Genomic DNA, 14,553 nt, shown 5'->3' on the forward strand with positions numbered 1-14,553 from the left:
TTCTATCATTTTTTATTTCATTCAATGGAACTAAAAAAGCTTTTATGCGATTTGCATAAAAGCTTTTGATGTGTAATGAAGGCGAATGTATACCATTTGTATGCTTTTTTCTTCTCCGAATTATTCATACCTGAGCGATTCAATAGGGTCTAGTCTCGCTGCTTTATTCGCAGGAATTAACCCAAAAACAATACCAATGAGCATACTAAACAGTACGCCTCCACAAACCACTTGCCAAGATACGAGAGACGGCCAGCCGGCAAATAGTGATACTAGCGAAGCGCCGCCTAAACCAAGTGCAATTCCCATCAGCCCGCCGATGAGTGTTAAAACGACAGACTCAATTAAAAACTGAACGAGAATTTGCGCCCTTGTTGCGCCCATCGCCTTTCGAATACCGATTTCTCTTGTCCTCTCTGTCACAGAAACGAGCATAATATTCATCACACCGATGCCGCCGACAAGTAAAGAGATTCCGGCTATTGAGCCAATGATCGTTGTCATAACGGACGTTATTTGACCGATCCCCTCTGCGATTTCTTCCATATTGATCATTTCGTAAGCATCTTCTGTATGATGATTTTCATTTAGTATGGCAGCCGCGCTCTTTCCTACTTCCTTCATTTGATCCGCATGTGCGGCTTGAATAGACAACTTATCATATTCATTCATACCAAATGTGGAGGTGAGCATCGCAAATGGGACATATATTTCATTCATATCAAATGAAAACATCCCTTTCTGTTTTGCTAACACACCGATGACTTCAACTGGCTGTCCGTTCATCCAAATCAGTTCACCTAATGCCTTTTGTCCATTGAATAGTTCTTTTTGTAAGCCATCCGAGATGAGGGCAGCTCTTCTGCCGCTTCTAAAGTCAATATCTCTTAAACTCTGTCCTTCTGCGATTTGTAATGAATGTACATCCGTATACCCCTCATTTATGCCGTTAACTGTCGCATCAACTGTCGTATCTTGAAATCTCAGCTGCATTCCTTGTGCAGTCGAGGAGGCGACCTGCTTCACCCCATGGATTGTCCTAATGCTTTTTATGTCTTCCTCAGTAAATGAGGCTTCGAATAAGGCATTTGGATTTGCATTTAACTCTTCGTCAGAAGGCGTATATGTCATATCAATGGTATTGTTTGGACCTGAAATCGATCCTTTTAAAATTTGCTCACCGCCTTGACCGATCGCCACGACTGCAATGACTGATCCAACACCAATAATAATCCCAAGCATCGTTAAAATGGAACGTAATTTATGAGCTAAAACCGAATTCAGCGCTATTTTGATATTTTCAAAGAGTTTCATTCATAGCGTCCCCTTGTATCCATCTATCTTCAACAAGCCGTCCATCTCTCACAACGACCGTACGGTTTGTATACGCAGCTATTTCTTCTTCATGGGTGACAAGCACAATCGTTGTCCCTTCCTCATTCAGCTGTGTAAACTGTTCCATAATTGACATGCTTGTTTTTGAGTCGAGCGCACCAGTCGGTTCATCTGCTAAAATAAGCTGAGGCATATTGACAATCGCTCGTGCAATGGCCACCCTTTGCTTTTGTCCTCCTGACAACTCACTTGGCATATGTTTCATTCGATCTGCCAAACCAACCTTTTCAAGCGCCAATTCCGCACGTTCTTTTCTTTCCTTTTGGCTGATCCCAGCGTAAATCATTGGCAGTTCAACATTGCGCCTCGCATTTAACCTTGGCAGAAGGTGAAATTGCTGAAAAACAAATCCAATGGATTGATTTCGAATGACCGCAAGCTCTTGATCCTTTGCTGCTGACAGCTCTGTACCTTGAAAATGATATTGTCCTGTCGTCGGGCGGTCTAAACAGCCAATAATATTCATTAATGTTGACTTTCCAGAGCCGGACGGGCCCATAATGGACATATACTCGCCTTTTTCAATGACAAGATTCATGTCACTCAATACATCAAATGTTTCGTGTGCGACCTCATAGCTTTTTGTTACGTTGGAAAGCTGAATCATTCAGCATTCACTTCCATTCCGTCATACATATCATCTGTTGGATGAGCAATGATTTGATCCTCTGCCTTGACACCTTTTGTCACTTCAAGATCATGACCTGACGTTTCCCCTATGACCACTTTTACTTTTTTCAGTACATTTTTTCGAACAACATAAACGTATTGTCCATCAGTCTCTTTTTTTACCGCTGTTTCAGGAATCGTTTGCGCTTGGCGCTTATCTGTTTCAATTTCCATGATCATTTTAAAACCAGGCTTCGCCTCAGGTTTCTTTCCCTTTATTTCAACTTCAACAGGATATTGAACCGTTTGATCGCTCGAAGTTGTTTCGGCTGCAGTCTGGACAGGAACAGCGCCCACTTTTTTCACGACTCCTTGCCAGCTCTTCCCGCGAATGACATCAGACGTTACCTTCACTTTTTGTTTCTTTTTGATTTTGATGGCATCATACTCTGAGATCAAACCTCGCACAATCATTTTTTTCTCATGACCAATATGGATGATCGGCTGCCTTTCTTCCGGCCCCCCTGCTCCGGCCTCTTGCTCAATGGAAATGACTGTTCCATCAATTTTACTATGTACGGTTAGATCTTCTATTTGCGCCTTTACTTTTTCTTGGCTGATCTCTGCTTGCTTTTGTTCTAATTCAGCCGCTTTCAGTTCTAATTGAAGCTGATCTCGCTCGCTTTTGGCATTAGCGTCAGATCCGCCTGCTTTTTTCTCATCTAATTCACTCAACCTTTTTTGCAATTGTTCCAGTTTTAATGTACTTGACTCAACGGCTAGTGCTTGCTGCTGCTCCTCAAGCTCCAGTTCCTTGTTTTCATATGTAAGAAGCGGCGTTCCAGCCTTTACCTTTTCCCCTTCTTTCACAGCAATTCCCTTCAATTTCCCCTTTTCCTCTTCTTCATAGATGAACTGCTCTTCAGAGAACGAAAGTGTCCCGGGTGTCATCACCGTAGATGTGATTTCTTTCGGCGTGAGTTTGACTGTTTTAATCGCTGCTGTAGAAGCAGGCTTTGCTTGGTTTTTCGCAATATTAAATCCAATAAATAGTCCGATCACAATAATTAAAATAGATCCGATGATGATTTTCTTTCTCATAAAAACCTTCTACCCCCAGCTTACTGATATGTTAATTGCTGTTCCTACATATTGAAAAATTAACGATAAGATATAAAAAACGCCTATAATCACCCAAGAAATTCTTGGTGATATACGCCCAACTCGGATGAATAAAAGGCCTGTTAAAACAAGATTCCAGATCACAAAAAGATCGATATTGGCTAACACAGCCTGCCATGGACCAGAAATTCGAATGAGCGCGTTTAACGAGGTAACCGTGATGTCTTTTGGAACATGAAAAAGGATGACTGCCAAATGAGAAATAATCGTCCCAATGATCGTAACGGGCGTAATGAACAGGACCGCTGAAAACAACTGCCGAAATGATGCATCACCTTTCGCTAAAAATACGATGAACTTATATATAGCTGCATTGATGACAATGCCAAATACCAGGCCAATGAGCGTCATCACATAAACAACAGGTACCGGCAAACTTAAATCTGCCCACATTCCCTTATTTACGAGCTCAGACAAATAAGTCACAACGACTGTTAAAATAAGCACACAAGATAAAGGCCACCAAACAACTGGATGTTCCCATACTCTTTTCAGGTGCTCTGATGGTCTTGTGCTCACTCCCATGATCGTAGGTTTTTGCATGTTTTCTTTCATCAAATGTCATCCTCTCTATGTCAAGCAAGTATGCAAACGCACAATGACGCTCTTTTTCTTTCTATTTTATCAAAAGATTGCCAATAAGTGATCGATCATTTAATTTTCTTATTTTCGTTGAGAAAAAATTTTATCTATTATTCTATTTTCACGAATGAAACCCTTACAATGACCTCATGATCCGACCATATTCATATCAAGAATCGTGCTTTTACTGACTTAAAAACATTTTATTAAGTAAACAATATGTCTTTCGGAATAAATATCCTTTTCTTTTGGATTCGCATGGTCTTACATAGACACAACAATTTTTTGTTAAAATAATCCTAGTAATTTCGGCAAATCCCGGCTTTATAGGACTATGATTGGTTTCTTTTACAGAACAAATAAGTCTTTAGTATCAATACTTTCATATTAAAAAATTAAAAATAAAGGGATTTTACTTGATCAAAAGTTATTTTTTCATATAATGTAAAATAGAGGTAGGTTAAATGATAGTGGAAATGGAGTCAAGTGAATGTTAAGAGAAAAATTGAAAATGCAATTGATTTTACTGTATGAAAAGGAACAAGAAGCATGGCAATACTTTCGAAAGGAAAGAGAATCGATTTATCATGAGCTCAAATTACTTGATATGAAAGAAAGCAGACCTTCTAACGACAAAATATACTACGCTGCAAGATGTGTAGATATTATTAAAGAGAAAAAGGGAAGCATTGTGAGCACAAAAGAATTAAAGGAACAGCTTCAAGCTCAAACAGATTTCAATGTGAGACGAATCAGCGAATTGTATGATCTCATTCAGCAGCTCGATCCTCACATTTCTAAAGCAAGAAGGGGATGTTTTATTTACGAAGATCACACCCAAGCACCTCTACAAACTTTTCACACATAAAAAATTGGTTACAGCCGGGTGGCCATAACCAAATCCTCTAATATCTATTATCCACCACTTACAGGAGGAATGAGTGCAACAGTGTCCCCGCTACGCACTTCAGCATTTCCCCTCGTATATATTTCGTTGACTGCAACCATTACATTTTGTGCAGCATCAACACCATATACCTCCTGTAATTCTATTTTAATCTCATCAACCGTTGTTTGATCTTTTTGAATGATGATTTGTTGTTTACCGGCCTTCTCAGCAAGGCCGGCGAACAATAACACATTAATCATGCTGATCACCTTCTTTCTCTGCAAGTTGAAGATGGCTAGGTTTACCTTCTGGATATGAAACTGTTTCAAGCTGATCACCTATCCAGGCCTCTCCATCTTCCCAATATTCTTTTTTCCAAATAGGAACGATTTCCTTGATTCGTTCAATAGCATATTCATTGGCTTCGTAGGCAGCCTTCCTATGAGGAGACGAAACGGCGATCGCAACAGCAATATCGGTTATCTCAAGTGTTCCAATCCGGTGCACAATCGCTGCTTCAGTGTCAGGCCACCGATTCTTCATTTCTTGTCCAATCTGCCTTAGCATGTTTTCCGCCATTGGTATGTATGCTTCGTAGGTTAAACGCAATGTTTTCTTGCCGTTTGTCCATTCTCTGACCGTCCCGATAAACGTTGTAATGGCTCCTGCCTTTCGTCTTGTCACATGCTGAATCAATTCGTTTACCTCAATCGGCGTTTTTGTTATTTTAAAAAGTTCGCTCAAAACGTGCCGCCTCCCTTCAATAAGTGAAAAGCAAATGTCATCCCGCGCTTATCAAAAGCTGAAAACACAGGAAATGGGTAATTTTCGGTTAATGGATCCTCTTGGGAAAAATAAATAGCTGCTTGTATATTAGAAAGAGTCGAAAGGTCAATAAGCTCCTCTTCATTCTTGACACAAACGATTTTGCGATAAGGCGCCTGTTTGTATCCCTCTATGAGAACAGCGTCTAACGGAAGATGCTGACACATGTTGAGCAGCTGCTCTAACGTGAAGTCCTGCATCGAAAAATGAAATTCACCCTCTCCTTCCACACCTGCGGCATATGCACCTGCTTGAATATATCGATCAGTATCTTTTTCTTTGAAAAGACGAGCTGGTGTCCCGCCATGTCCATGGTGTTTAAAGCATCCTAGCTTCAGCCCTTCACATTCAGCCAGCTGACAGAGCTTTTCGATCAACGTGGTCTTGCCGCTATTTTGATAACCGACCACCTGTAATATGCTTAATTTGTCATCCAACATGGAGACCCACCACCTTTGTGCTGAAACAGCAGAACATCAACTTGATCACCTGCTTGAAAACCTCTTGTTCCCCCAGGCAGCACGATGAAACAGTTAGCCTCTGCAATAGAGGTCACTGCACTTGATTTATCAAGACCTGTAGGAGTCACACTGATGTGACTGCCAGTGAATTGAAGGGCAGCCCTGACAAATCGAGTGAACGGATTGGCTTTTGGAAAATCATGTGTGAGTTTCGCCTCAGCAAAAACAGGAAACGGATTTTCTTTCATATACCATTTATAAATGATCGGCTTCACAAATAATTCAAAGCCCACAAAACAGGCAGCAGGATTTCCGGACAGCCCAAACAGCAATTGACCATTTGGCATTACAGCAACAGTCGTCACACTTCCAGGTCTCATGGCTACTTTATTAAACAGGACCTTGGCTCCCAGCTTTTCATAAATGGCAGGCAGAAAGTCAAAATCACCCACTGACACACCGCCTGTTGTGATCAGAATGTCTACCTTACTTATGGCTGCTTTTACTGCATGATAACTTTTGTCAAAATCATCGGAGACTCCGCCTAAATCAAGCGGCTCAGCTCCGGCCTCAAGTACTTGAGCATAGACCATACTAAGATTACTATTTCTAATCTTGCCGTCCACCATGGCATCACTTACTTGAAGAAGCTCTGTGCCTGTTGAGATAATGCCAATCACCGGTTTTTTGACAACTGGCACTACCGCATATCCGAATGTCGCCAATAGAGCCGTGACGCCAGGAGTGACATCTGTTCCTTTTTTGACCATCACGTTTCTTTTGAGTACCTCTTCTCCTTGACGAGAAATATTGTCTCCCTTTTTCAGTTGTCTTTTCAGTGACATGAATGATTTGCCGCCTTTTTCAAAAGTCTTCGTCAGTTCAATCATGATAACTACATTTGCGCCATTTGGAATTTTTGCTCCTGTCATAATACGAATGGCCTGAAAGGGACCGATGGTTTTTGCTGAGACCATTCCTGCACCAATATGATCAATGACCTCGAATTCAACTGGATGCGCACTTGACGCTTCTTTTGTATCTTCTGCCCGAAGTGCAAAGCCATCATACGGAGAACGATCAAATGCCGGAACATCATGGTCTGCCAAAATATCTTCTGCAATAAACCGTCCAAGGCTGTCTTTTAAAGGGACCCATTCTATTTCTCCATGTTTTTCGTATTGATGGACTTTCTTTATTGCCTCTTCTACTGGTATTGGCTGCCGTCTTTCCATCACACATCACTCCTATATCCCTAGCAGTCTTGCTAGTAATGAATTGGCTTCTTTTTCATCATTTGTTCCATGGATTAATGCACGTCCCCCTTTGAAACAGACCATTCGGTAGTTTTCGTAGCGTACATGGATTAAGAAGTCGTTTACTTCCACCTCACATATAGATGAGAGCCGCTCTTTCATATGCTGAAATGATAGTTTTGCTAAATCCTTTGATACAATTTGAACGGTGTCACGTCCGCAAAGGACCGTCGATTTTTTACGCTGATCATGTAAATAAGGATAGGTCCTTGCCGTGCCGCAAGTTGGACAGGTCTTCTCTTTAGTGCGAGATAAATCCATTTTAAATGATGTAGACTGCCAAAGATCAAACGTGACAAATTTCCTCTCGATTTGCTCTTCATGACCAGTTAAATATTTGAGTGCCTCTGTTTGCTGATAAGCAGAAACCATTTGAACGGCAGGTGAAATAATCCCCGCTGTATCGCACGTCAAGCCGCCAACAGGCATTGCCGTGAACACACATGATAAACATGGCGTTTTATCCGGCAATATGGTCATATACATCCCCTGACTGCTCACACAAGCGCCATATATCCACGGCGTCTTCGTTTCTAGTGATAAATCATTCATCACCATTCTTGTCTCAAAATTATCTGTTGCATCAATGACGATATCTGCTCTCTGGAATAACGGCCTTAACAGCTCCGCCCCTGCATCTTCAATCAGGGCGTGTATCGTCACTTCATGATTGATCTGCTCGAGACGTTTTTTTGCCGCAGCTGCTTTTGGCACATGTACGTTTGCATCATGTTCCGTGTACAGCTGCTGCCGCTGTAAATTTGAAAATTCCACATAATCACGATCGACAATCGTCAGCGTACCGATGCCAGACCGAACAAGCCCTTCCGCAGAGGCGGTACCAAGAGCACCGGCTCCAACGATCAGAACATGACTTTCAGCCAGCGCATGCTGTCCTTTTTCCCCAACCGGAGGGAACAAGATTTGTCTTGAATATCGGTCATTCAATGCTGTTCTCTCCTCACCGTTTTTTATGTATCATATCATACCGTTTTCAGGTAAATCGCTTCTTTTATTGATATTACGAAATTCGTTTGATGTCACGTTCAGTTCTTCCTCTGAAACGATGCGCACTTGAAGCTTTTGAAGCAAGTCCTTGACGGCAAATTGATTCTCTTTTAAACACGCGCGAATAACCGGCAGAGAGCGGCGGTGATAAAGCGCAAACAAAGGCTGTAATCTGCCCTGAACAAGCGGGATAATGGCATCTGCGTGCTCGCTGCAATAGGACGATAATACTTCCGCCGTTTCCTTCCGTATGAAAGGCATGTCACATGCCGTTACTAAATACCATTCTGCCTCTTGCTTTTGCATCGCCGTATATATGCCGGCAAGCGGTCCGCATCCGCGCACCTCTTCATCATCTAACCACACACTTTGTTCACCTCTTGCTTTGAAAAAAGGAAGAAGCGACGGATGGCTGATGATAACCGTCTGCCCTTCTAAAAGCTGCTCTTTCACATGCTCATATAATGTTTTCCCTTGATACATATGACTTGCCTTTGGCTCTCCAAAGCGTCTGGAAGCGCCTCCAGCTAAAATGACATTCACTACGTGCATCCTCTAAGTCCTCCTTTGATATGGTTGTTCTAATTGCACTCCTTTCGCATACTTTATTGGTAACATGAATAAGGAGGGTCTATCGATGAACAGGCGCCATGCTTCTCCCCTATTCCATGATTTATCTCAAGAGAATTTATACTTAAAAGCTGAAACTGCCAAATATCAACAAATGATCTCTGATTTACAGTCCTCATATACGTATTCTAAAAATAAGAAGTTAACTCAAGAATATCATGAGATGAAAAAGGATTTCACGCAATTAAAACAACAATTGGATGAAATGACCAATGATCAACACGATGCTGCCTCAAAAATACAGGAACTCTCCTACAGCAAATCAGAATTATTACATAAAATTGTTCTTCTCCATGAGATGCTGCAAAAGGAAACCTATCATAGAAGAAAAGAAACCGAAGAAAAACACAGGCTGCATTTGAAAGTTGTCAAATATAAGGAAATCTCTCAACAATTAAATGAGCGGATAGAGGATCAAGATAAACAGCTTGCAAAAGAGGAGAAAAAAGGAAATACTTTATCCGCAGTGATTGAGAAGCTGCAGCAAACATTGAGCGACAAAAATGCAGAGTTTCATGTATTACAGGAAGGCGTCAGACACCTTCAAGAGCGTTTTTATGAAACACAAGAGAAATTGCTGCAAATAGAAAAAGCAAAAGAAGCGATTTTTTACGAAACGCTCACAAGCTATCAAAAACAGTTAGCAGAAAGCGAAGAATGGATCGCCTCTCATTTTGCTGATATTGACCAGTCAGCAAAAACAAATGCACAGCCATTCTCACGAGACCGCATCCTGCAAACGACAGAAGAAATCGAACCGATCTTGAAGAAACTCAACGAACAAGTTCAAACACTTCAGGAACACGTTGATGCAGTGCAGCGTAATGGAGAGGTCATGACAGTCAAAATCGACAGCTTCAAAAAACAGCGTGATCACCTGCCCAAGGAACGCAAAATTGTCTATACAGTTGATCAAAAGAAGTAATTCTCGAAATAAAAAACTGCTGGCTTTTACGCCCAGCAGTTTTTTATTTATTCGTCTTCTGTTTGAATGTCGCCTTCTAAAATATACTGTCCGCGATAAGGCTTCTTCACTTCAGGGTACATTTTAATTAAGCTTTGCATAAACGTTGTCATATTTGGGATTTCAAGACCGCTCTCTTTTTCGATCTCTTTTTGAAGTTCTGAGCTTTTAATCGCTGCATTATGACGTTTTAACGTTTTAATCGCAGCTTCACGAAGCTTCGCTGCCTTAGAGCCAGGACGAGCTGTGCCTCTTCTTCGTCTTGTCGATCCTTCAGGAATACCTACAGGTGCACCGTTTAGCTGTCCTGTTCCTAAAGATGATGATTGTGGTTGTGCCGGCTGCTGGTAGCTTCTCATTTCTTGCGCAGCAAGCTCAGCTAATACAGGCAGTGAATCCGTCTTTCTCTCTGTACGTACTTCTTTTTTTGTATCTGACACTAGACCTGTTCCTTGACGGTCTAATTCTCTTAATTTTGCATAAATCGCATCTCGCTCAATTTGATATTCACGGATGACCTTTACTTCTGCCTCGTTTAATTGTTCCAATCGTAAACGTAACGCTTCCCTCTCATTAAACAATGGATTTCCCCCTCATCATATAAAAAATATTCTATAGTAAATATTAGATTAGAAAACTAATTTTATCAACTATTTTTTTATCATTTTACAGTTTGCTAACAGATAGGTATTTTCAACTAAAATTTTGCCAAAGAGGAAAAATCGGCACCCATTTCATTGCCACTATAGGCTTTTGACAAACCTTAAAATATTGTAAAAAAATTGAATAAACGCTTATACTACTTGATTTATATAGTTATTTACTTAACTGAAATTTCTTTTGTGCAAAAACGTTCTGAATAGTAAAAAGTTAAAATCTTTACATTTTCATTTCAAAACAAAAATGTAAATAGGTCGTTATACCTTTTTGTTTCAGGGATATTTTTTAATAAACTCCCTCATTTTCTCTTTTCTTAGGAATAACAAACTCGTCCAGTGCAATACGCCGCCTGTTTTTACCCATGAAAAAACCCCCATTTATGGGGGAAAGCTTATTCTGCAGCCTTTTCAGACTCAGAAAGCACTCGATTGACACGTTTTTCAAGCATTTTCATTCCGCTTCCGCCGGCTTGGAAGTGGCGCAAAGCACCTGTTTTATCAAATACATAATATGCCGGTACATATTCGTTTTCAAAGGCTTCTGTTAAGTGATGATCACTGTCCACAAAGATTGGCTGCGTGATTTCATGCTCTTTCGCAACTTCTTTGATTTTTTCTAGATCTAGGTCATCCTCTGAACGAGGCATATGAACTGCCACAACGTTTAGTTGATCCTTGTATTCATCACGGAATTGATTGACTTGAGGCATTGCCTCTTTACAAAGATGACAGCTGACAGACCAGAAATGAATCAATGTTGGTTTGTCACCAATCAAATCTTCTTTTGTTACTTCTCCATTTAACCATTCTTTTGCACCAGTTAGTTCTGGCATTGGTTGACGTAATTTCATTATGAAGCGCCTCCATCCATTGTATGTGTCGAAACAAAAAGGTCTAACATCAGTTAGACCCTCCTGTTTCTTCAGTTATCAATTAAAGTGTTTTTTGACCAGGTTTCCAGTTCGCTGGGCAAAGTCCACCAGTTTGTAATGCTTGAAGAACACGTAATGTCTCATCTACATCACGACCGATATTGTTGTGGAATACTGTTTGGTATTGTAGTTCGCCTTCTGGGTTAATGATGAATAAACCGCGAAGAGCAATTCCTTCTTCTTCGATTAAAACGCCGTATTCTCTAGATACTGTGTGGTTAGTATCAGCAGCTAACGGGTATTTTAATTCACCTAGACCATTATCTTTACGGTCTGTATTGATCCAAGCAAGATGCGTGTGGATTGTATCAGTAGATACACCAATGATTTCTGCATCTAAATCTTCGAACTCGTCATAACGATCGCTCATTGCTGTAATTTCAGTTGGGCAAACAAATGTGAAATCCATTGGATAGAAGAAAAGAACTGTCCATTTGTCATTCTTCATGTTTTCCTCTAAACTTACTTTACCAAATTCCTTGTTAGCAAGTACTGCTTCCATTTCAAAACGTGGAGCTTGTTTTCCTACAAAACGCTCTGCCATATGTAAATCCCTCCAAAAAATAATATCTTTATACAGTCTTCTTAGCTGTATATAAAATGAGAATCAAAACTTAAAATTCTCATTTAGTTAATAACTTCACAATTACAATTATAATACTTATGCGATTTTTAGTCAATATTAATTAATAATAAATTTAATTAACGATTTGTCACAATTCCTGCTCTACTTATCAAAAGTTTAACATGACTTGCATAAGGGAACAAATGATTAGCTTCTCTTTTAGAGCATACATAGAAAGGTTTTGAAGATTATGAGAGCATTTCAACAAGTAGATTGGGTTTCCATTATCCTCAATAGCAGTATGATTTTGCTAAAACTAGTCGCCATTTTTGCCATTTACTTTATCATCAGAGCCATAGGAAACAAGATGATTAAGCGCGCCTATTCAACATTCGCTGAAAAGCATGAAGTCTCTTTATCAAGAGCTCAGACACTGCAAAGTTTGACGTTAAATATTTTCGCCTACTTATTGATTTTTATTCTAGTTGTGATGATCCTCGACTTATTTCATTATAACCCGACCGCTTTGCTGGCAGGTGCGGGCGTTGTGGGACTTGCGATCGGTTTTGGCGCTCAAGGGTTAGTGAGTGATATTGTGACCGGATTCTTTATATTATTGGAAAAACAATTTGATGTAGGAGAATATATAACGGTCGCGGGCTTTGATGGGATTGTCGAACAAATTGGCCTAAGAACCACGCAGCTTCGAAGCTTTGACGGCACCCTTCATTTCATTCCAAATCGCAGCATACTGAATGTGAGCAATCATTCAAGAGGGACGATGCAGGCACTCGTTGATATTGAGCTGTCACCGGATGAAAATGTGGATCAGATGATCACAGCCCTCCAAGCTGCCTGTGATGAAGTGCGGGAGGAAACTCCGCAAATTATCGAAGGTCCTCAAGTTGTCGGCGTAGAGGCGTTCGGTTCCTCTTCCCTTGTGCTGCGCATCATAGCGAAAACTGAAACAATGGAGCAATGGCGAGTGGAACGAATCTTGCGCAAAAAAATGAAAGAAGTACTCGATATAGAAAAAGAGCAAAAAGAACCGGGATCATAATCTACCGGTTCTTTTTCTTGTTTTATTGAACACGCTGTTCTACTTCTTGGCAAATTTCATCAGCCGTCATACCTGATGCTGTAATAACAGATGCCTTTGTTGTTGTGTCTGAAATGCCAAGAACATTTGAATCTAGTCCTGTGACGACATAACAGTCACACTGATCCATTTGCTGTTCATTTTGAATACGTACGACATCATACCCTTTTTGCTTCAATAGTTCTTCTACATCGGATAAAGATTGTTCTACACCAATTCTTGTCATAATCAAGAACACCTCCTGTTCATAAGGTGTACAGGAGGCAGCTCGATTATTCATTCGCCAGCTTGCTTTTTAAAATAAGCCGTCATGACATTCACAGCTGTTTCAATCGCGTTTTCATCAGGCTGGAGCTTTGCATGATGCAGGCCGTATTCTGAATCGACCCCTAACCAAAACATGAAGCCGGGATACTTTTTCAGCATGTACCCAAAATCTTCTCCTGTCATGGCTTCTCTGCATTCAATCACATTTGCTAGCCCTTCTTCGGCTACATATGACATAAATTCCTCAGTCAAATCCTTTGAATTGTCCACTTCGTAATAAGATGAAGGGTATCGAACGGTTGCCTTGCATTCGTAGCCAATTTCAATGCCTTTTGCCAATGCTTCAATTCTCTTTCTCACCTTGTCCATGGACTCTGGGGATAGTGTGCGAATGGTACCGTCAAGCTTTGCATGCTGCGCAATAATATTTTGAGCCGTTCCACCGGTAATTGTACCGACTGTAATGACCGCACTATCAAGGGGGTCGACATTACGCGAAATGACCGATTGCAGCTGACCTACAAGTGCACTTGCAGCAACAACCATATCATTTGCTAAATGAGGATATGCAGCGTGTCCGCCTTTTCCTTCAAGCTCAATTACAAGCTCACTCGTATTGGCAAATAACAAACCAGGCTTCGTAGCAATTGTTCCAACAGGATATTCAGGAGCGATATGCAGCGCTGTAATAAAGTCTGGTGTCCATTTTTTCAATACATCACTTGCAAGCATCGGTTCAGCTCCGCCTGGACCTTCTTCTGCCGGCTGGAAGATAAATAATACGTCTTCTTTGATCGGTTCATGGACGAAATGATCAATGATACCAAGTGCAATGGTCATATGAAGGTCATGTCCACATGCATGCATCTTTCCTTCATGCACAGATTCAAATGGATACCCTGTTTCCTCAGGAATAGACAGACCGTCCATATCTGCACGATAAGCAAATACGCGCGTTGGATTTGTTCCCTTCACTTTCACAAAAAGCCCAGTGCGCCACGTTTCAATCTCAACTCGATCTTTTGAATAGGTATTAAGGTGCTGAATGAGATACGCTTGTGTTTTAAATTCTTGGAAACCAAGCTCAGGGATTTGGTGTAAATCTCTTCGAATGGATATTAATTGCTCACGATTTAACAAGTGAACTCACTTCCTTTCTTCTATACGAAT

At 40.8% G+C, this 14,553-nt stretch carries 18 protein-coding genes; 3 read left to right on the forward strand and 15 right to left on the reverse strand.

The window, feature by feature from the left end; genetic code table 11:
• Nucleotides 1-120: 120 nt before the first annotated feature.
• Genes EV579_RS02230 through yknW form a run of 4 tightly spaced genes read right to left on the reverse strand, consistent with a single transcriptional unit; the run spans nt 121 to nt 3,741 of the window.
• A complete protein-coding gene (locus EV579_RS02230; protein WP_133743866.1) occupies nt 121-1,314 on the reverse strand; it encodes an ABC transporter permease in 1,194 nt (397 codons plus the stop codon).
• On the reverse strand, nt 1,301-2,002 hold the full coding sequence (locus tag EV579_RS02235; protein WP_024424737.1) for an ABC transporter ATP-binding protein: 702 nt from the start codon (nt 2,000-2,002) through the stop codon (nt 1,301-1,303). Before EV579_RS02235 ends, EV579_RS02230 begins: the two co-directional genes overlap by 14 nt.
• Nucleotides 1,999-3,105 (reverse strand): efflux RND transporter periplasmic adaptor subunit, encoded by a 1,107-nt coding sequence (locus EV579_RS02240; protein WP_133743867.1) that lies wholly within the window; start codon nt 3,103-3,105, stop codon nt 1,999-2,001. The genes EV579_RS02235 and EV579_RS02240 overlap by 4 nt, the downstream gene beginning before the upstream one ends.
• A gap of 9 nt (nt 3,106-3,114) precedes the next feature.
• Nucleotides 3,115-3,741, reverse strand: coding sequence for a YknW family membrane protein (yknW, locus tag EV579_RS02245; RefSeq protein ID WP_133743868.1), 627 nt, complete (start codon nt 3,739-3,741; stop codon nt 3,115-3,117).
• A 517-nt stretch (nt 3,742-4,258) separates the two neighbouring features.
• Here yknW and EV579_RS02250 point away from each other — a divergent pair.
• On the forward strand, nt 4,259-4,636 hold the full coding sequence (locus EV579_RS02250; protein WP_024424734.1) for a Rok-like winged helix domain-containing protein: 378 nt from the start codon (nt 4,259-4,261) through the stop codon (nt 4,634-4,636).
• A gap of 47 nt (nt 4,637-4,683) precedes the next feature.
• Here EV579_RS02250 and moaD read toward each other — a convergent pair whose 3' ends face one another.
• The 6 genes from moaD to EV579_RS02280 are packed head-to-tail and all read right to left on the reverse strand — an operon-like array spanning nt 4,684 to nt 8,819.
• The gene (gene moaD, locus EV579_RS02255; RefSeq protein ID WP_024424733.1) at nt 4,684-4,917 is read right to left on the reverse strand and encodes a molybdopterin converting factor subunit 1; all 234 of its coding nucleotides are present in this window, start codon (nt 4,915-4,917) and stop codon (nt 4,684-4,686) included.
• Complete coding sequence (locus tag EV579_RS02260; protein WP_056766335.1) at nt 4,910-5,401, reverse strand: molybdenum cofactor biosynthesis protein MoaE; 492 nt, start codon at nt 5,399-5,401, stop codon at nt 4,910-4,912. Before EV579_RS02260 ends, moaD begins: the two co-directional genes overlap by 8 nt.
• The gene (gene mobB / locus EV579_RS02265; protein ID WP_133743869.1) at nt 5,398-5,922 is read right to left on the reverse strand and encodes a molybdopterin-guanine dinucleotide biosynthesis protein B; all 525 of its coding nucleotides are present in this window, start codon (nt 5,920-5,922) and stop codon (nt 5,398-5,400) included. The genes EV579_RS02260 and mobB overlap by 4 nt, the downstream gene beginning before the upstream one ends.
• Entirely contained in the window at nt 5,904-7,181 is a 1,278-nt protein-coding gene (locus EV579_RS02270) for a molybdopterin molybdotransferase MoeA (RefSeq protein ID WP_208300725.1), read from the reverse strand. Before EV579_RS02270 ends, mobB begins: the two co-directional genes overlap by 19 nt.
• Nucleotides 7,182-7,190: 9 nt before the next feature.
• Nucleotides 7,191-8,207, reverse strand: coding sequence for a ThiF family adenylyltransferase (locus tag EV579_RS02275; protein ID WP_133743871.1), 1,017 nt, complete (start codon nt 8,205-8,207; stop codon nt 7,191-7,193).
• A 30-nt stretch (nt 8,208-8,237) separates the two neighbouring features.
• Nucleotides 8,238-8,819, reverse strand: coding sequence for a molybdenum cofactor guanylyltransferase (locus EV579_RS02280; RefSeq protein ID WP_133743872.1), 582 nt, complete (start codon nt 8,817-8,819; stop codon nt 8,238-8,240).
• Nucleotides 8,820-8,904: 85 nt separating this feature from the next.
• Between EV579_RS02280 and EV579_RS02285 the strand changes: the two genes are divergently transcribed.
• Nucleotides 8,905-9,822: a coiled-coil domain-containing protein gene (locus EV579_RS02285; protein ID WP_034623329.1), complete on the forward strand. Its 918-nt coding sequence runs from the start codon at nt 8,905-8,907 to the stop codon at nt 9,820-9,822.
• A gap of 47 nt (nt 9,823-9,869) precedes the next feature.
• Here EV579_RS02285 and rok read toward each other — a convergent pair whose 3' ends face one another.
• The 3 genes from rok to ahpA form a co-directional block, all read right to left on the reverse strand.
• Nucleotides 9,870-10,442, reverse strand: a complete 573-nt coding sequence (rok, locus tag EV579_RS02290) for a transcriptional regulator Rok (RefSeq protein ID WP_024426871.1) — start codon at nt 10,440-10,442, stop codon at nt 9,870-9,872.
• 470 nt (nt 10,443-10,912) lie between these two features.
• Nucleotides 10,913-11,371 (reverse strand): TlpA family protein disulfide reductase, encoded by a 459-nt coding sequence (locus tag EV579_RS02295; RefSeq protein ID WP_024424727.1) that lies wholly within the window; start codon nt 11,369-11,371, stop codon nt 10,913-10,915.
• Between the two features lie 82 nt (nt 11,372-11,453).
• Nucleotides 11,454-11,996: a biofilm-specific peroxidase AhpA gene (gene ahpA / locus EV579_RS02300; protein ID WP_003211758.1), complete on the reverse strand. Its 543-nt coding sequence runs from the start codon at nt 11,994-11,996 to the stop codon at nt 11,454-11,456.
• 271 nt (nt 11,997-12,267) lie between these two features.
• Between ahpA and EV579_RS02305 the strand changes: the two genes are divergently transcribed.
• The gene (locus EV579_RS02305; RefSeq protein WP_024424726.1) at nt 12,268-13,077 is read left to right on the forward strand and encodes a mechanosensitive ion channel family protein; all 810 of its coding nucleotides are present in this window, start codon (nt 12,268-12,270) and stop codon (nt 13,075-13,077) included.
• Nucleotides 13,078-13,099: 22 nt separating this feature from the next.
• On the opposite strand, the gene EV579_RS02310 is transcribed toward EV579_RS02305, so the two are convergent.
• The gene (locus EV579_RS02310) at nt 13,100-13,342 is read right to left on the reverse strand and encodes a YkuS family protein (RefSeq protein ID WP_024424725.1); all 243 of its coding nucleotides are present in this window, start codon (nt 13,340-13,342) and stop codon (nt 13,100-13,102) included.
• A gap of 50 nt (nt 13,343-13,392) precedes the next feature.
• On the reverse strand, nt 13,393-14,523 hold the full coding sequence (locus EV579_RS02315) for an N-acetyldiaminopimelate deacetylase (RefSeq protein ID WP_120207133.1): 1,131 nt from the start codon (nt 14,521-14,523) through the stop codon (nt 13,393-13,395).
• Nucleotides 14,524-14,553 lie beyond the last annotated feature (30 nt).

This window comes from Bacillus sp. BK450 (assembly GCF_004364885.1).
GTDB classification, from domain to species: domain Bacteria; phylum Bacillota; class Bacilli; order Bacillales; family Bacillaceae; genus Bacillus; species Bacillus safensis.